14 protein-coding genes are annotated in these 19,663 nt (G+C 64.9%); all 14 read right to left on the bottom strand.

Annotation, left to right across the window (positions count from 1 at the left end):
• Positions 1–3: 3 nt before the first annotated feature.
• The 14 genes from FZ033_RS11375 to FZ033_RS11310 all read right to left on the bottom strand — a co-directional run bounded on the left by FZ033_RS11375 (position 4) and on the right by FZ033_RS11310 (position 19,486).
• Positions 4–474 carry a NifX-associated nitrogen fixation protein gene (locus FZ033_RS11375; protein WP_138400539.1) on the bottom strand — a complete coding sequence of 157 codons (471 nt, stop codon included), beginning with the start codon at positions 472–474 and terminating at the stop codon, positions 4–6.
• A gap of 8 nt (positions 475–482) precedes the next feature.
• A complete protein-coding gene (nifX, locus tag FZ033_RS11370) occupies positions 483–878 on the bottom strand; it encodes a nitrogen fixation protein NifX (RefSeq protein ID WP_011995771.1) in 396 nt (131 codons plus the stop codon).
• 24 nt (positions 879–902) lie between these two features.
• Complete coding sequence (gene nifN / locus FZ033_RS11365; protein WP_149576262.1) at positions 903–2,330, bottom strand: nitrogenase iron-molybdenum cofactor biosynthesis protein NifN; 1,428 nt, start codon at positions 2,328–2,330, stop codon at positions 903–905.
• Positions 2,331–2,339: 9 nt separating this feature from the next.
• A complete protein-coding gene (gene nifE / locus FZ033_RS11360; protein ID WP_149576261.1) occupies positions 2,340–4,226 on the bottom strand; it encodes a nitrogenase iron-molybdenum cofactor biosynthesis protein NifE in 1,887 nt (628 codons plus the stop codon).
• Positions 4,227–4,346: 120 nt separating this feature from the next.
• On the bottom strand, positions 4,347–5,906 hold the full coding sequence (gene nifK / locus FZ033_RS11355) for a nitrogenase molybdenum-iron protein subunit beta (protein ID WP_149576260.1): 1,560 nt from the start codon (positions 5,904–5,906) through the stop codon (positions 4,347–4,349).
• 84 nt (positions 5,907–5,990) lie between these two features.
• Positions 5,991–7,496, bottom strand: coding sequence for a nitrogenase molybdenum-iron protein alpha chain (gene nifD, locus FZ033_RS11350; RefSeq protein ID WP_149576259.1), 1,506 nt, complete (start codon positions 7,494–7,496; stop codon positions 5,991–5,993).
• Positions 7,497–7,572: 76 nt separating this feature from the next.
• Positions 7,573–8,454 (bottom strand): nitrogenase iron protein, encoded by an 882-nt coding sequence (gene nifH, locus FZ033_RS11345; RefSeq protein WP_138400501.1) that lies wholly within the window; start codon positions 8,452–8,454, stop codon positions 7,573–7,575.
• A gap of 665 nt (positions 8,455–9,119) precedes the next feature.
• On the bottom strand, positions 9,120–10,382 hold the full coding sequence (locus FZ033_RS11340) for a cysteine desulfurase (RefSeq protein ID WP_149576258.1): 1,263 nt from the start codon (positions 10,380–10,382) through the stop codon (positions 9,120–9,122).
• Positions 10,383–11,690, bottom strand: a complete 1,308-nt coding sequence (gene sufD, locus FZ033_RS11335; RefSeq protein ID WP_232847443.1) for a Fe-S cluster assembly protein SufD — start codon at positions 11,688–11,690, stop codon at positions 10,383–10,385. It abuts the gene before it with no gap.
• Between the two features lie 37 nt (positions 11,691–11,727).
• Positions 11,728–12,489 carry a Fe-S cluster assembly ATPase SufC gene (gene sufC, locus FZ033_RS11330; RefSeq protein ID WP_149576256.1) on the bottom strand — a complete coding sequence of 254 codons (762 nt, stop codon included), beginning with the start codon at positions 12,487–12,489 and terminating at the stop codon, positions 11,728–11,730.
• Positions 12,490–12,546: 57 nt separating this feature from the next.
• The gene (gene sufB, locus FZ033_RS11325; protein ID WP_149576255.1) at positions 12,547–14,031 is read right to left on the bottom strand and encodes a Fe-S cluster assembly protein SufB; all 1,485 of its coding nucleotides are present in this window, start codon (positions 14,029–14,031) and stop codon (positions 12,547–12,549) included.
• Positions 14,032–14,339: 308 nt separating this feature from the next.
• A complete protein-coding gene (locus tag FZ033_RS11320) occupies positions 14,340–14,534 on the bottom strand; it encodes a 4Fe-4S binding protein (RefSeq protein WP_149576254.1) in 195 nt (64 codons plus the stop codon).
• Between the two features lie 395 nt (positions 14,535–14,929).
• Positions 14,930–16,723: a nif-specific transcriptional activator NifA gene (gene nifA, locus FZ033_RS11315; RefSeq protein ID WP_149576253.1), complete on the bottom strand. Its 1,794-nt coding sequence runs from the start codon at positions 16,721–16,723 to the stop codon at positions 14,930–14,932.
• Positions 16,724–17,119: 396 nt separating this feature from the next.
• Entirely contained in the window at positions 17,120–19,486 is a 2,367-nt protein-coding gene (locus FZ033_RS11310) for a putative bifunctional diguanylate cyclase/phosphodiesterase (RefSeq protein ID WP_149576252.1), read from the bottom strand.
• Between the last annotated feature and the right edge of the window lie 177 nt (positions 19,487–19,663).

Below are 19,663 nucleotides of genomic sequence, written 5' to 3'. Positions count from 1 at the left end.
TCTTCAGTAGTTGGCCACTTCCGGGAACTTCCGGATCATCTCGACGCCCGAGGCGACGAACTTCGTCCCCTCCTCGGCGAGCTTGCCGAGATTGTCGAAACCGTAGCGGTGAACGTCGCGCAACTGCTTGTTCACCACGATCAGCCGGCCGCCGATGAGCACCATGCGACCGAAGCCCTCGTGGCTCATCTTCAGCATGGGCGTGATCATCACCTTGGTCTCGCGCTCGATCAGGAGGCACACGGCATTGAAGAACAGCTCCATGCGCCAGATGGTCTCGGGATCGGGATCGCCGATGATGGGCAGGGCGCGGCGGGCCTCCTTGTCCACGATGTATTCGGCGATGAGATCGAGGTCAGCCTTGCCTTCCCACGCGCCGTGGGTGTCCTGGGCGCGCCAGACCTTGATGAGTTGCTTGATGAAGGGATTGTCTTCGGCCGATACCGGCTCGATCACTTGCGCTGCTTCGGACATGTCAATCCTCATTCATCAAAATCGAAAGTACGTTCCTGGCCCTTCGACATCACCTTCCGCAGCCAGGGCGGAGGCGTGCCGCGCAGCACCGTGGCCAGCTTTTCGATGAGGTCTTCGATCTCCTCGGGCTGGTTCACCTTCATGGGGTGGATGTTGTTGGCCACCACCCGCGCCGCGCCCGAGCCGCCGATGGCAGCCACGTAGAGGATCGCGCAATCCTTGATCGCCTCGATCTTCGGGGCGAGCTTGTCCTCGTTGCCGTCTTCCTTCAGGTCGCCGTCGAACTCGATGGCTTCCACGAAATGATGGCTTTCCGGACCCACCTCGTAGATGGCGATATTCTTGGCCCACCCGAAATGGGCATCGACCCGTTTGAGGTCCTGGGTTGCAAATGCGACTTTCATGGGAGGGTGCGCCTCTGCTCGTTCTTAGTGGTGGGACGTGCTCACGGCGGTGCCGTGGGTGGGCGTCACCGCTGGGGCATGGGCGTGGCCGTGACCATCCCCGTCCCACGGATTTTTCCAGGTGTCGGGCGTCACCTCGTGGTTCGCCTCGTGATCGGCGATGCACAGGTTCGCAAGCGTGAAGATCAGCTCGCGGGTGCCGCGATAGCCGACGATCATGCGGTGGCCGGCGCCGATGCGGTCGAACATGGGAATGCCGATGCGGTGGAACGGAATGTTCAGCCGCTCCGCCGCCTGTCGGCCATGGGAATGGGTCAGCAGCAGGTCGCAGCCGCGCTCTTTCGCCAGCGTCTCCAGGTCCTCGAGGTCGCCCAGCAGCACCTCCTCCGCCTCCAGCTTCTCGAACACCGGCGACTGGGTGGTGGTGACGGCCGTGGAGATGTGCGTGCCCATCTCGTGGAGCATGGACGCCACGTCGAACAGCAGGTCCGGCTCCGCCCCGATGGCGAGCTTGCGCCCGCCCAGATGGAAGTGGGCGTCCAGCATGGCATCCACCAGCTGGCCACGCTGCCGGCGATACTTCTTGGGAACTTCCCGCCCCGAGATCTCACTCAGGAACATGAAGAATTCGTCGTTGGGCCCGAGCCCGCACAGCCGCTCGAACAGCCGATAAGGCACGCCGGTCTTCTTCTGCATGGCCTCGGCCGCCCGGCGCATCTGCGCGCCGATGGCGATCGTCCACGAGGCCTCGCCCATGGTAGCGATCTCCTCCACCCCGATGCCGCCGATTGTGGTCGGGGTGAAGTCATCCGGAATGTGCCCGTCCAGCGAGCCTGCGAGATCCGGCAGGAAGGAAGGCTCCAGCCCGAAATCCTCGAAGATGGAGCGCAGTTCGTCGAGATCGCCTGGCTGCAGATGGGAGCCCGGCAGCACGTTGATGCGCCTGGGGTCGCGCTTGGCCTCCGGCTCCGGCGTCTTCACCAGAACCTCGACCATCTTGGCGACCGTCTTCTCCCAGCCATCCTGAAAGGCGTCCTTGAAGTCGGGCGTCGAGACATAGACCATGGGGAAGTCCGCAAGCTGCGGATACTTGGCGCGGATCAGCTTGATGTAGCCGTCCACGTCGTCGCCCTTGGTCTCGGTGACGCCGGTGGAGCAGATGCCGATGATCTCCGGCTTGGTCCGGTTGTAGATGTTGAGGACCGCCTGCTCCACATTGTCGAGACCGCCCAGCACGGTGGCGACCTCGCTCATGGCGGTGGTCTGCAGCGGGATCGCTTCCTTGAAGTGGCGCACGAACAGCACCAGGCCGAACGAGGTGCAGCCCTGCGAGCCGTGCAGCAGCGGCATGGCACCGCGAAGCCCCATGAAGGCGAGCGCGCCGCCGATGGGCTGGCTCATCTTCAGGGGATTGACCGCGCAGGCCTTCTTGCCCGTGACGAATTTCGCCATGCCGGCCTCCTATTCCGCAGCCACGAGGGTGGCCGGCGCCGCAGCATCCAGCATGTCCTCGATGCGCTCGGCACAGCCGCCGCAGCCGCCGGTGGCCTTGGTCTGCGCCTTCACCTCGGCGAGGTTGCCAGCGCCGGCATGGATGGCATCCTCGATGGCGCCCACATCCACGCTCATGCAATTGCACACCTTCTTGGCCCGACGCTTGGCCTCTGCTGCGACAGGATCGAGCTCGGGTTCTTCCGCCGGCACCAGGCCACGAGCCTCGAAGATCTCCTCGATGCGACCGGCACAGGCACCGCAGCCGCCGGAGGCATTGGTGTGGGTCTTCACGCCTTCCACAGTGGTGAGGCCGTGGGCCGCGATGGCGTCCTCGATGGTGCCGAGATCGACGCTCTTGCAGTTGCAGATCTTCTTGGCCCGGCGCGCCTTCTCGGCGGCCACCGGATCGGCGGCGAGCGCCGCGGCTTCCGCCTCCATCTCGGCGATGGCGCGGTTCTGCCAGTTGTTGGCCGGATTGTCCCACGGGGCGGGCTTACGCACCTGCTCCCAGATGGGGTTGTAGAGCGCCTTGTCGATCTCCTCGACCAGCTTCACCATACCCACATAGCCCATGTAGGCGTGGTGGCGCTCCTGGTTGATGTCGAGCCACGGCATGGCGGCCTTGAGCGCGATGAACTGCGAGCGGCCGCCCGAGAGCATGATGTCGGCCTTCGCGTCCTTCAGCATCTTGTACATTTCGCGGGGCGTCATGTCGTCGATCATGTGGGCGTCCTGCCCCATGAGCTCCTTGATGCGCTCCTTGTCCTCGCGGGTGGATTTCTTCACCGAGGTGCCCACGAGCTCAAGGCCGGCTTCCTGAAGCGCCGCCACCACCGACCAGGACTTCACGCCGCCGGTGATCAGCAGCACCTTCTTGTCCTTGAAGCGGGGCTTATACTTGGCAATGGCCTTCCAGGCGTTCGCCTCCTCGCGCTCGATGAGGGCTTCGGTGCGGTCCATCAGCTCCGGATCGGCGCCGCGCTCGATGAGCATACGGGCGATCTCGCGGAGCGAGTCGGACGAATCCTGGATGCCGTAGAACGAGCCCTCGAAGAAGGGGATATCGTAGCGCTCCTCCATCTTGCGGGCCACGTTGATCATGGCCTTGGAGCACACCATCATCGCCGCCTTGGCGCGGTGCGAGGAGGCCACGTCCTTGTAGCGCCCATCGCCGGAGATGCAGGCCATGATGCGGATGCCGAGCTCGTCGAGCAGCGGTTTCACCTGCCACAATTCACCGGACAGATTGTATTCGCCGATGATGTTGAGGTCGTAGGGCGTGGTGTATTCCGGCTCCTCGGTGCCGATGACGTGCTGGAGGATGGCCTCGCCGGCGAGCTTGTTGCCGAGATTCTTCGGACCCACGAAGCCGGGCGAATTCACCGGGATCACCGGCGTGCCGAACTTCTCCTTCGCTGCCTTGCAGACCGCGTCGATGTCGTCGCCGATCATGGCGGGCACGCAGGTCTGGTAGACGAAGACGGCGGGAGGATTGTACTTCTCGATGATTTCCTTGATGGACTTGAACAGGCGCTTTTCGCCGCCGAACACCACGTCGGTCTCGTTGATGTCGGTGGTGAAGCCGGTGCGCCAGATCTGCGAGCCGGACGACTTCGCGCCGCGATTGTCCCAGCTGTTGCCCTCGCAGGCGATGGGGCCGTGCACGAGATGGGCGACGTCGGTCAGGGGCTGGAGGGCGATCTTGGCGCCGTCGAACGCGCAGCCGCCGGCGGCACCGCCTGGCTGGAGCTGCTTGGTGCACCCCTTCTTCTTTTCCGCTTCCGATTTGTTCTGGTTCTTCGCGCAGCTTGGCTCGTTGAAGACTTCCTGGATCGTAGCGGAAACCGAGCTCATGGATCTCTCCTTCGAGAAGCGGGCTGTGTAAAGATCAGAACTTCCGAAAAGGGCAGGCTCCCGTTCGGGCCGGCCCGGGCGGGGCCCCGGGCCGGATCGATTGTCGTCAGACTTCTGCGATCAACGGATGATGTCGAACGAGTAGTCGGTCTTCGCCGGGACGATCGTGTTCTGATCGATGGTGTCGAAGATCTTGTCGAGGATGGTGATCAGCACGTTCATGCCGCCCTGATAACCCCACACCGGACGGCGGTGATGGTGGTGACGGTCGAACACCGGGAAGCCGATGCGGATCAGGGGGGTGCCCGTATCGCGCTCGAGATACTTGCCGTAGGTGTTGCCGATCAGGAAGTCGACCGGCTCCGTGAAGAGCAGCGAACGCATGTGCCACAGATCACGGCCGGGATAGACTTGGCAGTTCTGGCCGAACGGAGAAGAGTCGAACAGCGCCTGCATCTTGTCGGCCCACTTCTTGTTGCCGTTGGTGGCAAGCACGTGGGTCGGCTCGGCGCCGAGCTCGAGCAGGAAGGCCGCAAGGCCCATGCAGAGGTCGGGATCGCCGTAGATGGCGAACTTCTTGCCGTGGATATGGGCGTTGGAGTCGGCGATGGCGTCGACCAGGCGGCCGCGCTCCTTGGCGAGGGCTTCCGGGATCTCCTTGCCGGAGATGCGGGAGATCGCCATCAGGAACTCGTCGGTGCCCTTCACGCCCACGGGATGGTTGAAGGCAACCACTTCCTGGCCGTGGTTGGCGATCAGCGGCAGGGTCTTCTCGGTGCAGTATTCCTGCATGGAGATGGTGGCCTTGGCGTGCAGCGCGTCGGCCGCCTCTTCCAGGGTGGTGCCACCGTCATACATGCGGAATTCGCCGTCGGTGGGGGTATCCCACACTTCGGAATTGTCGGCGAGGATGGTGTATTCCACGCCCATCAGGCCGAACAGGCGCTTGACTTCACGCAGGTTGCCGACGGTGTAGCCGTCGAAGCCGCCGATGAAGTTGATCTTCTCGTTCGGGACGCGCTCGAGCTTCGGCGCGGTGCCGGCCTTGCCGTCCCAGAAGTGCTCGAAGATGCCCTTCATCACGTTGTCGTAGCCGGTGATGTGGCTGCCGACGAACGCCGGGGTGTGGGCGAAGGGAACGTCGTATTCCTGCGGAACCGAGCCCTTTTCCTTGGCGGTCTTGATGAAGGCGTTCAGGTCGTCACCGATGACTTCCGCCATGCAGGTGGTGGAGACCGAAATCATCTTCGGCTTGTACATGCTGTAGGTGTTGGCCAGGCCGTCGATCATGTTGTTCAGGCCGCCGAACACCGCCGCGTCTTCCGTCATGGAAGAGGACACGCAGGAGCTGGGCTCCTTGAAGTGACGCGAGAAGTGCGAGCGATAGTAAGCGACGCAGCCCTGCGAGCCGTGCACGAAGGGGATGGTCTGCTCGAAGCCCACGGCGGCGAACACAGCGCCGAGCGGCTGGCAGGCCTTGGCCGGGTTCACAGTGAGAGCTTCGCGGGCGAAGTTCTTTTCCTTGTACTCGGGCGTCTTGGCCCACTCGCGGACGCGCTCGACTTCGGCGGGATCGCGGGGGTTCTCGAACAGCTTCTTCTTGTTGGCCAGCATCTGCTGGTACTCGGGACCGCGGAACAGCTCGAAGTGATCGAGCACGTTATCTGCATTCTGTGGCATCTCGAACCCCTATGGGTGGGTCAATCGGATCAAGCCCGCCGGGTGCCCCTCCCCGAAAAGGGGAGGGGCTTCGGGCTCAGGCGGTCACTCGGCCGCGAGCAGGCTCGGCTGCGCCGGCGCCTTCTTCCACGGAGCCTTGGTCATCTTCCAGACGGGGGAGTTGATGGCCATGTCCATGTCGCGGGCGAAGATGGCGAAGCCGTCATAGCCGTGATACGGGCCGGAATAGTCCCAGGAGTGCATCTGCCGGAACGGCACACCCATCTTCTGGAACACGTACTTTTCCTTGATGCCCGAGCCGACGAGATCGGGCTGGACCTTCTCGACGAACTTCTCGAACTCGTAGCCGGTCACGTCGTCATAGATGATCGTGCCATCCTTGACGTAGTGCTGGGCGGTGCGCTGATAGTCGTCGTTGTGGCCGAACTCGTAGCCGGTGCCGACCACTTCCATGCCGAGGTCTTCGTAAGCGCCGATCACGTGACGGGGACGCAGGCCGCCCACGTACAGCATGACGGTCTTGCCCTCGAGCCGCGGACGGTACTTGGCAATGACCGCGTCCATGAGGGGCTGGTACTTGGCGATGACGCGCTCGGCGCCTTCCTTGATCTTGTCGTCGAAGTAGCCGGCGATCTTGCGCAGCGACTCAGCGATCTTGGACGGACCGAAGAAGTTGTACTCGCACCACGGGATACCGAACTTCTCTTCCATGTGACGGGAGATATAGTTCATGGAGCGGTAGCAGTGCAGGACGTTCAGCTTGGCCTTCGGGGTCGCCTCGAGCTCGGCAAGCGAGCCGTCGCCGGACCACTGGGCGATCACGCGCAGGCCCATTTCCTCGAGCAGGATGCGCGAAGACCAGGCGTCGCCGCCGATGTTGTAGTCGCCGATGATGGCGACGTCATACGGAGACTGCTCGAAGCGGGGGGCCGCATTCGGGTCCATCTTGTCGAACACCCAGTCCCGGATCGCATCGTTGGCGATGTGATGGCCGAGCGACTGGGACACGCCGCGGAAACCCTCGCAGCGGACCGGCACGATGGTCTTGTTGTCGTATTCCTTGGACTTCGCCTTGGACACGGCCTCAATGTCGTCGCCGATGAGGCCGATCGGGCACTCGGACTGGACGGTGATGCCGTTGTTCAGCGGGAACAGGTCCTGGATTTCGTCCATGATCTTGGCGAGCTTCTTGTCGCCACCGAAGACGATGTCCTTTTCCTGGAAGTCCGAGGTGAACTGCATCGTCACGAAGGTGTCGATACCGGTCGTGCCGATGTAGTAGTTGCGGCGGGCGGCCCAGCTGTACTGGCCGCAGCCCACCGGGCCGTGGGAGATGTGGATCATGTCCTTGATGGGACCCCACACCACGCCCTTGGAGCCGGCATACGCGCAGCCGCGGATCGTCATCACGCCCGGGATGGACTTGATGTTCGACTTCACGCCGCAATCGGACTTGCCGGATTCATGGACGTTGAGGTGCTTCGCGCGGCGCTTCGCGGTCTTCTCCGGATAAACCTTGAGAACTTCCGCGATGATTTCTTTGTTACGCGCCTTGATTTCAGCAACGCTTTGCGGTTGGGCCAAGCTCATTTCGCAATCTCGCTCTCGTTTTGGATGCCGGATGAAGGCCGACCCCGCAATTGGGGCCGGCCTCGCTGCGTCAGCCTCAGGCAGTGAGCTCTGCGGCGGTCTTGCCGACCTGGCTCTCGTCCACGGCCTTCATGATGCCGTGCTCCATCAGCATGTCCTCGAGCTCGTCCATCGTGATGGGGGTCGGGATGATGCCGTTGCCCTTGTTGGCGTGAACCTTTTCCGCAAGGTTCCGGTAATGCTGGGCCTGAACCGAATCGGGCGCATACTCGATCACGGTCATGCGGCGCAGCTCGGCGTGCTGCACGATGTTGTCGCGCGGCACGAAGTAGATCAGCTCGGTGCCGAGCTTCTTCGCCAGGTTCTCGGCCAGCTCCAGTTCCTTGTCGGTCTGGCGCTCGTTGCACACCAGCCCGCCCAGGCGCACGCCGCCGGAGTTGGCATACTTCAGAATGCCCTTCGAGATGTTGTTGGCCGCATACATGGCCATCATCTCGCCCGACATGACGATGTAGATTTCCTGGGCCTTGTTCTCGCGGATGGGCATGGCGAAGCCGCCGCACACCACGTCGCCGAGCACGTCGTAGGACACGTAGTCGATGTCCTCGTAGGCGCCGTTCTCTTCCAGGAAGTTGATCGAGGTGATCACGCCGCGGCCGGCGCAGCCCACGCCCGGCTCAGGACCACCGGACTCCACGCAGCGGATGTCCTGGTAGCCGATCTTCATCACGTCCTCGAGCTCGAGGTCTTCCACCGAGCCGGCGTTCGCCGCAAGCGACAGGATGGTGTCCTGGGCCTTGGCATGCAGGATCAGGCGGGTCGAGTCGGCCTTGGGGTCGCAACCCACGATGAGGATCTTGTGGCCCATCTGCGCAAGCGCAGCCAGGGTATTCTGGGACGTGGTGGACTTGCCGATGCCACCCTTCCCGTAAAACGCGATCTGTCGCAGCGAAGACATCTGTCTCTCCTTCGAACCTTAAGCCGACATTCGGTCCTGCCCGGTCTTTCGGTGTGCGCCGGCTGGCGGTCACACCCCGGGACGTTGCACTCCGGCGCGGATGCGGACGTGGCCTTTGTAGGGGCCCACAAAGCCAGCAACCTGTCGCCCGCACTAGAAGCTAGCAACCAGCGTGCCAGCAGACCGCACTGCAAAAATGCCTTTGAAAACAGACATTTATTGAATGACTACCGGCACTTGCGCCCGTGTTCAGAACCCGACACACGGTGATTTCGGCCGACACGCCAGTTTAGGGCTGTTTGAAACAGGACACTGCCGGCAGACCGTCCGAGCCTGAGCGGAAGCCGACACAGGCGACGGATAGGGGGGCCGTGTCGCAAGTTCGACGTGCCCCGCCGACACGGTCACGAACCCCAAGTAGGGGCGGCCGGACATGGGTCCTTCCTGTCGGGAGACGGACGCCAAGGATGTGTTTCGAACAGGGATGGGTTCGGGCCTGGGGGCGCATGTCGCGCCGGGCGTGGGCAGGGCTGGCCGCGGTGTGCCGCGTGACGAAGATTCGTCAGGACCCGAACGGAAAGAGGGGAAGCGCAGAAGCACTGGGGAAAATGCGGACCGGGCTGATGACACCGCCCGGTCCGGGGGAAACGCAGTGTGTGCCGGCCTCAGCCGATCAGCTCCTGCGCCTTCGAGAGGGCGGCGACAAAACGGTCCACTTCCTCGCGGGTATTGTAGAGACCGAAGGAAGCGCGACACGTGGCCGAGACCCCGAAGCGCTCCAGCAGCGGCATGGCGCAATGGGTTCCGGCGCGCACGGCGATGCCGTCATTGTCGATCAGCGTCGCGAAATCGTGGGCGTGCGCGCCCTTGATCTCGAACGAGATGATAGCGCCCTTGTCCTTGGCCGTGCCAATGATGCGCACGGAATTCAGCTCGCCGAGCCGCTCCTGCGCATAGCGGGTGAGTTCCGCCTCATGGGCCCGGATGCGGGCCTTGCCGATGGACTCGATATAGTCCAGCGCGGCACCGAGGCCCGCCGCCTGCACGATGGCCGGCGTGCCCGCCTCGAAGCGGTGGGGCGGATCGCCATAGGTGACGGTTTCCTGCCGCACTTCGCGGATCATCTCGCCGCCGCCGTTGAAGGGCGGCATGGCCTCCAGATGCTCATACTTGCCGTAGAGCGCGCCGATGCCGGTGGGCCCATACAGCTTGTGGCCGGTGATGATGTAGAAGTCGCAATCGAGATCCTGCACGTCCACGTCGAGATGGACCGCGCCCTGGGAGCCGTCCACCAGCACCGGAATGCCGCGGGCGTGGGCGATCTTCACCACCTCCTTCACCGGAACGGTAGTACCAAGCACGTTGGACATCTGGGTGATGGCCACCATCTTGGTCCGCTCGGTGAGCAGGGCCTCGAACTCGTCCATGAGGAAGTTGCCTTCCTCGTCCACCGGCGCCCACTTGATCACCGCGCCGTGACTCTCCCGCAGGAAGTGCCAGGGCACGATGTTGGCGTGGTGCTCCATGATGGAGAGCACGATCTCGTCGCCTGGCTTGATGCGGGTCTTGCCGAAGGTGGCGGCGACGAGATTGATCGCCTCCGTCGCGCTGCGGGTGAAGACGATCTCCTCTGGACGCGCGGCGTTGAGAAAGCGCTGGACCCGGGCGCGCCCGCCCTCATAGGCCTCGGTGGCCGCATTGGCGAGGTAATGCAGGCCGCGATGCACGTTGGCATATTCGGAGGTGTAGACCTGCTGGATGCGGTCCAGGACTTGGCGAGGTTTCTGGGCCGAGGCGCCATTGTCCAGATAGACCAGCGGCTTGCCGTTGACCTTCAGGTCGAGGATGGGAAAGTCCTCGCGCACGCGCAGGACATCGTAGCTGCCGTTGGAAACGGCGGGGTGCGGAGCGGGAAGGGGAAGCATCATTCACTCCCGACCCAGGAGCCAGGCCTGGGTCGCATCCGTCAGCGCCGCGCGCACGCCCTCGTTGCCGATGGCGTCGAGCACCTCGCCCACAAAGGCCTGGATCAGCAGCGCTTCCGCCTCCTTCGCGGGAATGCCGCGGGACATGAGGTAGAATTTCAGCTGCTGATCCAGCGTGCCGGTGGTGCAGCCGTGGCCGCACTGCACGTCGTCGGCGAAGATCTCCAGCTCCGGCTTGGCGCAGGCTTCCGCCGTCTCGGTCAGCAGCAGCGCGCGGCTGAGCATGCGGGCGTCGGTCTTCTGCGCCGCCTGGCGCACAGCGATCTTGCCCTGGAAGATGTCCTGCGCGGTGCCATCGAGCACGGCGCGGAAGGATTCCCGGCTTTCGCCGGCAGGCGCCGCATGGTCCACCGACAGCAGGGTGTCCGCATGCTGCTTGCCGGACAAAAGGCTCACCCCGTTCATGCGGGCGTGGATCGCCTCGCCGGCGAGGTGCCCGAGGAGCTGGTTGCGTACCACCAGGCCGCCGGTGGTGAAGAAGGTGTTGGCGAACGTGGCGGTCGCATCGATGCGCGCGAGGAGGGTGGCAAGATGCACCGCGTCTGCGCCTTCCGCCGTGATCTTCACCCGCTCCACGTTGGCGCCGGCGCCCACCACCAGCTCCAGCGCGGTGTTGACCTGGTAGGCGACGCCAGAGGGGCCCTCATGGCTCTCGATAAGGGAGAGGGAGGCCCCCTCCTCCACCACCACAAGGGAGCGGGTGAACATGGACACCGGGGTCGCCTCGGTGGTCACGAAGACCAGCTCCACCGGACGCTCGATGACCGCGCCAGTCGCCACGTGCAGCACCACGCCGTCGCCCATGAGGGCCGTGTTCAGCGCCAGAACCACGTCCGACGACGGCACCGTCTGGCCGAGTTGGGCAATGAGCGCATCGCCATTCGTCAGCGCATCGGCCATGGAGCGGATGGAGAGGCCGGCTTCGAGGCCGGCGAGGTCCGACAGCTCGGGCACGAAGGCGCCGTTGACCAGGACCAGGCGGCGGAAGCCGAGGCCCGCCAGCATGGCGCCGGCCGTGGCGGCCCGGGCCTTGGCCTCCGCATCCGGCGGAGCTGCGAGGGGGCGCGCCTCGCGCATCAAGGCGCGCAGGTCCGTATAGCGCCAGGCTTCCACCCGCCGGTGGGGCAGGCCCGCATCGGCGAAGGTGCCGAAGGCGGCGGCGCGCTGGGCCGCCACGTCCGGGCCGCCCGGAAGCGCGGTGCGCGCGGCGGCGAAGGTTTCGGCCAGCGCCAGCTCGGCGCTGGTCTTCATGGGTCGGATCTGGGCAGAGGTCGGGGCGGCCATGGGATCACGCTGCCTCGTTCTGGTACTGGGCGTAGCCGGTGGCTTCCAGCTCCAGCGCCAGTTCCTTGCCGCCCGTGTGCACGATGCGGCCGGCGGCGAAGACGTGGACTACGTCCGGGACGATATAGTCGAGCAGGCGCTGGTAGTGGGTGATCACCAGCATGGAGCGCTCGGGGGAGCGCAGCGCGTTCACGCCGTTGGACACCACCTTCAGCGCATCGATGTCGAGGCCGGAATCCGCCTCGTCCAGCACGCACAGATAGGGCTCGAGCAGCGCCATCTGGAGCGTCTCGTTGCGTTTCTTCTCGCCGCCGGAGAAGCCCACGTTCACCGGGCGCTTCAGCATCTCTGCATTGATGCCCAGCGTCTGGCCCAGCTCGCGCACCTTGCGCACCAGCTCCGGCGAGGTCAGCTCGGTCTCGCCGCGCTTGCGGCGCTGGCTGTTCACCGCCGTGTGCAGGAACGCCATGTTGGAGACGCCCGGGATTTCCAGCGGATACTGGAAGCAAAGGAACAGGCCCTGCGCCGCGCGCTCGTCGGGGGACAGCTCCAGCAGGTTCACGCCGCGGAAGATCACCTCGCCGGCGGTGATCTCATAGCCCGGCTTGCCCGACAGCACGTAGGACAGGGTGGACTTGCCGGCGCCGTTCGGCCCCATGATGGCGTGAACCTCGCCCGGATTGATGGTGAGGTTCATGCCGTCGATGATCTTGCGTCCCCCCGAGATCTCGGCATGGAGGTCCTTGATTTCCAGAAGGGGAGCCATGGTGAAGATCCTTTGATGTGTGGGGCCCGGCGTTTTTTGACGATCGAAGACGTGGCGTCAGCCGACGCTGCCTTCGAGACTGATGGAAATGAGCTTCTGCGCTTCCACGGCGAACTCCATGGGCAGTTGCTGGAGCACGTCGCGTACGAAGCCGTTGACCACGAGGGCGACCGCGTCTTCCTGGGTCAGGCCGCGCTGCATGCAGTAGAACAGCATGTCCTCGGAGATCTTCGAGGTGGTGGCCTCGTGCTCGAACTGGGCGGTGGGGTTCTTCGCCTCGATGTAGGGCACGGTGTGCGCACCGCAATTATCGCCGATGAGCAGCGAATCGCAGTTGGTGAAGTTGCGCGCGCCGGCGGCCTTGCGGTGGGCGGAGACGAGGCCGCGATAGGTGTTGTTGGAACGGCCCGCCGAAATTCCCTTGGAGATGATCCGGCTGGTGGTGTTCTTGCCCAGATGGATCATCTTGGTGCCCGAATCCACCTGCTGGCGGCCATTGGAGATGGCGATGGAGTAGAACTCGCCGGAGGAGCCCTCCCCGCGCAGCACGCAGCTGGGATACTTCCAGGTGATGGCAGAGCCGGTCTCCACCTGGGTCCAGGAAATCTTGGAATTCTTGCCGCGGCAGTCGCCGCGCTTGGTCACGAAATTGTAGATGCCACCCTTGCCGTCGGCATCGCCGGGGTACCAGTTCTGCACCGTCGAATACTTGATCTCGGCATCGTCGAGCACCACCAGCTCCACCACAGCGGCGTGCAGCTGGTTCTCGTCGCGCATGGGGGCGGTGCAGCCCTCCAGATACGACACGTAGGAGCCCTTGTCGGCGATGATCAGGGTGCGCTCGAACTGGCCGGTATTCTTCTCGTTGATGCGGAAGTAAGTGGACAACTCCATGGGGCACCGCACGCCCGGCGGGATGTACACGAACGAGCCGTCGGAGAACACCGCCTGGTTCAGCGTCGCGAAATAATTGTCGGTCGGCGGCACCACGGAGCCGAGATACTGCTTCACGAGGTCGGGATGCTCGCGCAGCGCCTCGGAGATCGGCATGAAGATAACGCCCGCGGCCTTCAGCTCTTCCTTGAAGGTGGTGGCCACGGAGACGCTGTCGAACACCGCGTCCACCGCGATCTTGGGACGCTCGCCCTCGGGGATCTCCACGCCGGCCAGGATCTCCTGCTCACGCAGCGGGATGCCGAGCTTGGCGTAGGTCTTCAGGATCTCCGGATCGACCTCGTCCAGGGACTTGGGCGCCTTGAACTGCTTGGGCTGGGAATAATAATAGAGGTCCTGGTAATCGATCGCCGGATAGTCGACCCGCGCCCATTCGGGCTCCTGCATGGTCAGCCATCGCGCATAGGCGTCAAGCCGCCACTGCAGCATCCATTCCGGCTCTTCCTTCTTGGCGGAGATGTAGCGAATCACCTCCTCCGAAAGGCCTTTCGGCGCCTTTTCGGATTCGATCAGGGTCTCGAATCCGTATTTGTACTGGTCGACGTCGATGGAGCGAACCTGTTCGACTGTGTCCTGTACGGCCGCCATATGTCCCTCCGTCCAACTTGCCAGCGGCGGCGCGCTCACGTTACCGGGCGCAGCACACCGCACATGAAGCCCGCCAGGGGCCTTGAAATGACTTCGCCTGAAACGCTTTCGCCCGAAAACCGGGCGGCCCGGCACCGACTTGGTGCATCAGGCCCCGGAACCGTGCGGGTGGGGATCTGCGATCCGCCGCCCGCCACTCTTTGCCACCGGAGAGCACGCATCGCATGCGTCCCGGCGAAGATACTGCGCGGTGACCGGCCCGCAGATGCGCCCATGGACGCCATGCGGGCCACCCGCCGCTCAGGCCATCAGGCCGGGACGCAGGTGTTTTCCACCGGGCACACCACCGCGCACTGCGGGGTCTCGAAGCTGCCCTCGCATTCGGTGCACTTCTTGGGATTGATGATGTACATATCGTTCTTCAGGCTGATCGCGGCGTTCGGGCACTCGAACTCGCAAGCGCCGCAGACGGTGCACTGAGACGCAATAATCTTGTAGGCCATGGGCTAGCTCCGCTCTGTGCAGATTGGCAGGCAAGGCTCTCTTTCAAGCACCGTGCCATCGTCTAACCCATTGAATTATTATAAATATTCTTTGGCCCTTGAGAACAGAGCGCTGTCGCTCCCCCGACAACGTGTCGCAAGTGCGACAGCGCGCCTGTCGGCATCGGAAGCCGTGCGGAGACGGGGTAAGGCGCCTTCCAGGCATCCACGGCCGACAATGCCGGCACCCCGCCCGGCCACACGAGCCCGCGATCACGAGGTGGCGGTAATGGGGGTGGAGGCGCAGGAGCACGCTTGCCCCAAAACGCTTGAGCCCGAAGGCGGCCAGGGCCGACTTCGGGCTCAAGGCCGAACACCCGAAGGCGCGGCCGGATCCGGACGATGGTGCGAAGGCGTCAGAAGCGCTTGATCTCGATGTCGTGCTTCTTCAGCGCATAGCCGATCTGGCGAGGGGTGAGGCCGAGCAGGCGCGCGGCTTTCGCCTGCACCCAGCCGGCCCGCTCCATGGCGTCCACCAGCCGCTCGCGCTCCGACAATTCCTCGTCCAGCGCGGTCGGCCGCGCCGGCACCACCGCCGGAGCTGCGGCCGGCGACAGGGGCTGCGGCGCCGCCATCGGCAGAGGCAGCTTGGTGACGGTGTTGGAATTGGCCGGCTCGGCGCCGATGGGCGTGACCACCGACGGCATCACCGGCAGCGGGATCTCCATGGGCCGGCGCGTCGCCGCCTCGGCCGGGCTGCGCCACAGCAGGGCCGACAGACACTCGTTGTGCTTGCAGGCGAAGTCGTCGCTGACGATGGCGCCGCCCTGGGCGAGTGTGGCGGTGCGCTGCACGCAGTTCTCAAGCTCGCGCACGTTGCCGGGGAAGCCGCAGCCCATGAGGACTTCCATGGCGTCGGGATTGAATGCCAGGTCGCGGCCGTTCTCGCGGTTGAAGCGCTCGAGGAACTCGTTGGCCAGAAGCGGAATGTCTACACGGCGGTCGCGCAGGGACGGCACGATGACCGGGATGACGCTGATGCGGTAGTAGAGATCGGCGCGGAACTCGTTCTTCGCCACCGCTTCCTCAAGGTTGCGGTTGGTGGCGGCGACGACGCGCACGTTCACCTTCAGCGTGTGGGAACCGCCGACCCGCTCGAACTCCTGCTCCTGCAGCACGCGAAGCAGCTTGGCCTGGAACGAGGGCGAAATCTCGCCGATCTCGTCGAGGAAGAGCGTGCCCTTGTCCGCCAGCTCGAATCGGCCCTTGCGGGCGCCCACGGCGCCGGTGAAGGCGCCCTTCTCATGGCCGAACAGTTCGGATTCGAGCACCGATTCCGGCAGCGCCGCGCAGTTCAGCTTGATGAAGGGGCCCTTGGCCCGTGGCGACAGCTCGTGGATCGCCTTGGCGATCAGTTCCTTGCCGGTGCCGCTCTCGCCGCGCAGCAGCACGGGCGAATGGGACTTGGCGACGATCATGATCTTGTCGAGCAGCGCGCGAATCTCGCGGCTCTCGCCGATGATGCCGTCCACATAGACGCGCTTGCGCTCGCTTCTGCCCGTGTGGGGCTTCAGCTCGGACAATTCCTTCTGCAGGCGCCCGCTCTCGGCCATCAGGCGCTCGCGATCGCGGGAGACGACGCGATGCAGCTGCACGGTCTGGCCGATGAGGTTCGCCACCATGGTCAGGAAGCGCACGTCGGAATCGAGGCGGAAGACGGAGCGGCCGTCCCACACCCGGTCGATGGTGAGGGTGCCGATGACGCGCGAGCCGACCCGCAGCGGAACGCCGATCCAGGAGACACGCGTCTCCTCGCTGGCACCCAGCGCCACCACATCGGCAGGGGCGAAGGCGGGATGGGAGGCGACGTTCTCCGCGATCAGCGGCACGGCGGTGGCAATCACCTGGCCGATGGCCTTTTCGGGCAGGCGTGCGCGGTAGCGCGCATCGGTGCCCTCGTTCCAGCCGGCGCCCACGGTGATGTTGGGAATTCCGTCGTCTTCCAGCAGCGAGATGACGCCGTGGCGCATCTGCATGAAGGACGAAAGCAGGCTGACCACGCTCGACAACGTGGTTTCGAGCCGGTTCGGCGCCGTCAGAATCTTCGAGATCTCGTAGATCCCGGTGAGCGCCACATCGCTCAGGGATACGAGGGGTACATGAGCCCGGGGCTGCTCGCGCTCGACTTGCAACGCTTCTTGATGAACCATGGTGCTGTCTCCGTCACCTCAGGCTCCCATCCCAACTTTTTTGTATGATTAGCGACACTTTGATTTAGTTTCATTCTCATGTCGTGCCCAAGGTAAGGGCAAAAGTTGCCACCGTTTTGAGCACCTTTTGATCAGTGTCCGTTTTCGCGCCAAACAGCGCCATCATCCGGCCCGACACGAGCCGACAATTGTTCGAAAATTGACGGTTCAGCACATGTGTCGGCAAAAAGATTTCGCACTGCGAAAGCCGCCACGTCGCATTTGCCGCAACTTTCCTCACCCTGCGGCGCTGCAGCGCACCAAAGCGATCTGTGAGGCCTGATGTAAAGAACCCACCGCCGCGCGGCCTTGTCCGGGCTCGAAGTCAGGTGGGCTTGAAGTCAGGCAGTCTTGAAGTCAGCTGGTCTCGAAGGTGGCGAGGCGCGCTGCGGCGGCCTCCTCGCCTTCGTTGCGCAGCAGCTCCGTCATCTCAGCCCCGTCGAGGGGACGGAAGAAGAAGAAGCCCTGCGCCAGCTCGCAGCGCTTGTCCTTGAGAAACCGCGCCTGCCCGGCGGTTTCCAGCCCCTCGGCCACCACCCGCATGCCGAGGTTGCGGCCAAGGTCGATCACCGCGCAGACGATGGCGGTGTCGAAGGCGTCGCGCTCGATGTCTTTCACGAAGCTCTGGTCGATCTTGATGGTGTCGATGGGCAGCTGCTTCAGGTGGATGAGGCCCGCATAGCCGGTGCCGAAATCGTCGAGGGCGATGCGCACCCCCGCCCGGTAAAGCTCGTCGAGGATGGGTGCCACGTGGTCGGAGCTGCGGCCGAGGAAGACCGTCTCGGTGATCTCCACGTCGAAATGGGTCGGCTCCACGCCCGCCGCGTGGAACTGGCGCAGCAGCGTGGCCGCCAGATCCCCCCCGGCGAACTGGGCCGGCGCCAGGTTGATGGCGATGCGCCCGCACGGATGGCCCGCCTCGATCCAGCCGCGCACGTCGGTCGACACCCGCCGCACCATGCGCTCGCCGATGAGGACGGCCAGCTCCGGATCGGTGAGCGCGGCCTCGAACGAGCCCGGCGACAGCACGCTGTGCGGCGAGCGCCGCCAGCGCACCAGCGCTTCCAGCCCCTCGATGCGCCCGGTCACCAGCGACACCTTGGGCTGGTAGTAGGGAATGATCTCGTCCTCGGCGAGGGCGGCCCGCATGGCGCGGTTGAGCGCCACCCGCTCCAGCACCGCCTGCCGCATGGCCGGGGCATAGACCACCGTGCGGTTGCGGCCCTGCTGCTTGGCGGCATAAAGGGCGAGGTCGGCGTCCTTCATCAGCTCGCCATAGCTGCAATCGTGGTCCGGGCAGGCGGCGAGCCCGATGCTGGCCCGGGTGGCGAAATGGCGCCCGGCGTGCAGCACCGGCCGGCGCAATTCGGCGAGAATGGCGTGTGCAAGCCGTTGGCCGGCGGCGACCGGCGCCGCCCCCTTCACCACCGCCACGAACTCGTCCCCGCCCAGCCGGGCCAGCAGGCCGTCCGGCTCCAGCAGGGCATCCAGCCGGTGGGCGGTTTCCATCAGCGCCGCATCGCCGGCGTCGTGGCCGAGGGTGTCGTTGACATCCTTCAGGCCGTCGAGATCGATCAGCAGCAGGCAGATCCCCTGCCCCGGTCGGCGCGCCTCGAGCGCCGCGCCGAGACGATCCTGGAATGCGGCACGATTGGGCAGGCCGGTGAGCGCGTCGTGGGTCGCCGCGTAAAGCGCCTGGTCCTCGGCGACGCGCCGCTCGGTCACGTCCACCAGCGCCGCCACCAGGTGCGGCGCTGGCTCCATGGGGATGGCCGCGGCCGCCAGCACCACCCGCCGCTCCTCGCCCCCGCTCACCGAGACCGTGGTCTCGAAACCGGTCACCGCGCCTTCGGAGCGCAGGCGCCCCATGAAATCGCCGGCGGCATCGGGCGCAAGGCAGCCATCGCACAGGCCGCCGGTCAGCGCGTCCAGCGACCCGCCATAGAAGCGCCGGGCCGCCGCGTTGGACTTGACGTGCCGCCCGTCGTCGAGCCGCGCGACCACGAGGGGCAGCGGCACCGCCTGGAACGTTTTCTCCAGCGTGTCCTCGCTGACGCGCAGCCGCTCGTTCGCGCTCTGGGCTTCGCCCGCCGCCGCCCAGAACTGCCGTTCCATGCGGTTGGTCCGCGAGACCACGATCATCAGTGCGATGTTCAGCGAGGCTACCGCAAGCGCCAGCCCGAATCCCACCTGCCAGCCGATGGACATGTCGGCATAGCCGTAGAACAGCAGGAGACTGCTGCCGACACCGCCGGCCAACAGCCAGGAGAAGGAGATGGGCACCGCCAGATAGAAAATGGTGGGCAGCAGCATGACCACCAGCAGCGCCAGCTGGCTCTGCGAGGTCACCAGCACCGCCACCGCGCTCGCCGTGCCCCATTGCCAGATGGCGTAGATCAGGTCGGCGCGTCGGGGGGTGTTCGCCAGGTGGATCGCGCCGAGGCACAGGAGCGACAGCCCGATCACGACGAATCGCGCCGACACCGCCACCGCGAAATGCGCCGTTCCCGCAAAGCGCCAGTCGCTGAGAAGGAACAGCGCATTGAGGATGACCGAGGCCGCAAACAGGATGCGGGCCTGCCGGCGCGCCTCGCCCAGGCGGCTTTCGCGGAATGCCGCCTCCAGCGCGGGATCGGCGAACTCCCCGCCGATGGCGGTCAGTCGCAGATCGTTCGCGCTCGCGCTCGGCTCTGGCCGTCCGTTGTGGCGAGAAGTGCCCCTCATGGAGGTGATCCTAGAGCGCGGGAAACGCTTTCGCCACAATCCTGCCGGCCCGTTGTCCCAATGAACCCCAACTGCTCGGCTGGGTTGCACAAATGCGCGGCCACTCCATTCTGCGCCGGCTCGCCTCGCGCGGCGGCCCGGTCTATATGGCGTTCATGACGATGCAAGGTCGGCAGC

This window comes from Xanthobacter oligotrophicus, assembly GCF_008364685.1.
In the GTDB taxonomy this organism is placed as follows: domain Bacteria; phylum Pseudomonadota; class Alphaproteobacteria; order Rhizobiales; family Xanthobacteraceae; genus Xanthobacter; species Xanthobacter oligotrophicus.
This window is presented reverse-complemented; position numbering and strand designations above follow the sequence as displayed.

Bases quoted from the DNA above. Each gene is read 5' to 3' on its own strand.
- FZ033_RS11375 (WP_138400539.1), bottom strand. From the start codon at position 474: ATGTCCGAAGCAGCGCAAGTGATCGAGCCGGTATCGGCCGAAGACAAT.
- nifX (WP_011995771.1), bottom strand. From the start codon at position 878: ATGAAAGTCGCATTTGCAACCCAGGACCTCAAACGGGTCGATGCCCAT.
- nifN (WP_149576262.1), bottom strand. From the start codon at position 2,330: ATGGCGAAATTCGTCACGGGCAAGAAGGCCTGCGCGGTCAATCCCCTG.
- nifE (WP_149576261.1), bottom strand. From the start codon at position 4,226: ATGAGCTCGGTTTCCGCTACGATCCAGGAAGTCTTCAACGAGCCAAGC.
- nifK (WP_149576260.1), bottom strand. From the start codon at position 5,906: ATGCCACAGAATGCAGATAACGTGCTCGATCACTTCGAGCTGTTCCGC.
- nifD (WP_149576259.1), bottom strand. From the start codon at position 7,496: ATGAGCTTGGCCCAACCGCAAAGCGTTGCTGAAATCAAGGCGCGTAAC.
- nifH (WP_138400501.1), bottom strand. From the start codon at position 8,454: ATGTCTTCGCTGCGACAGATCGCGTTTTACGGGAAGGGTGGCATCGGC.
- FZ033_RS11340 (WP_149576258.1), bottom strand. From the start codon at position 10,382: ATGATGCTTCCCCTTCCCGCTCCGCACCCCGCCGTTTCCAACGGCAGC.
- sufD (WP_232847443.1), bottom strand. From the start codon at position 11,690: ATGAAGACCAGCGCCGAGCTGGCGCTGGCCGAAACCTTCGCCGCCGCG.
- sufC (WP_149576256.1), bottom strand. From the start codon at position 12,489: ATGGCTCCCCTTCTGGAAATCAAGGACCTCCATGCCGAGATCTCGGGG.
- sufB (WP_149576255.1), bottom strand. From the start codon at position 14,031: ATGGCGGCCGTACAGGACACAGTCGAACAGGTTCGCTCCATCGACGTC.
- FZ033_RS11320 (WP_149576254.1), bottom strand. From the start codon at position 14,534: ATGGCCTACAAGATTATTGCGTCTCAGTGCACCGTCTGCGGCGCTTGC.
- nifA (WP_149576253.1), bottom strand. From the start codon at position 16,723: ATGGTTCATCAAGAAGCGTTGCAAGTCGAGCGCGAGCAGCCCCGGGCT.
- FZ033_RS11310 (WP_149576252.1), bottom strand. From the start codon at position 19,486: ATGAGGGGCACTTCTCGCCACAACGGACGGCCAGAGCCGAGCGCGAGC.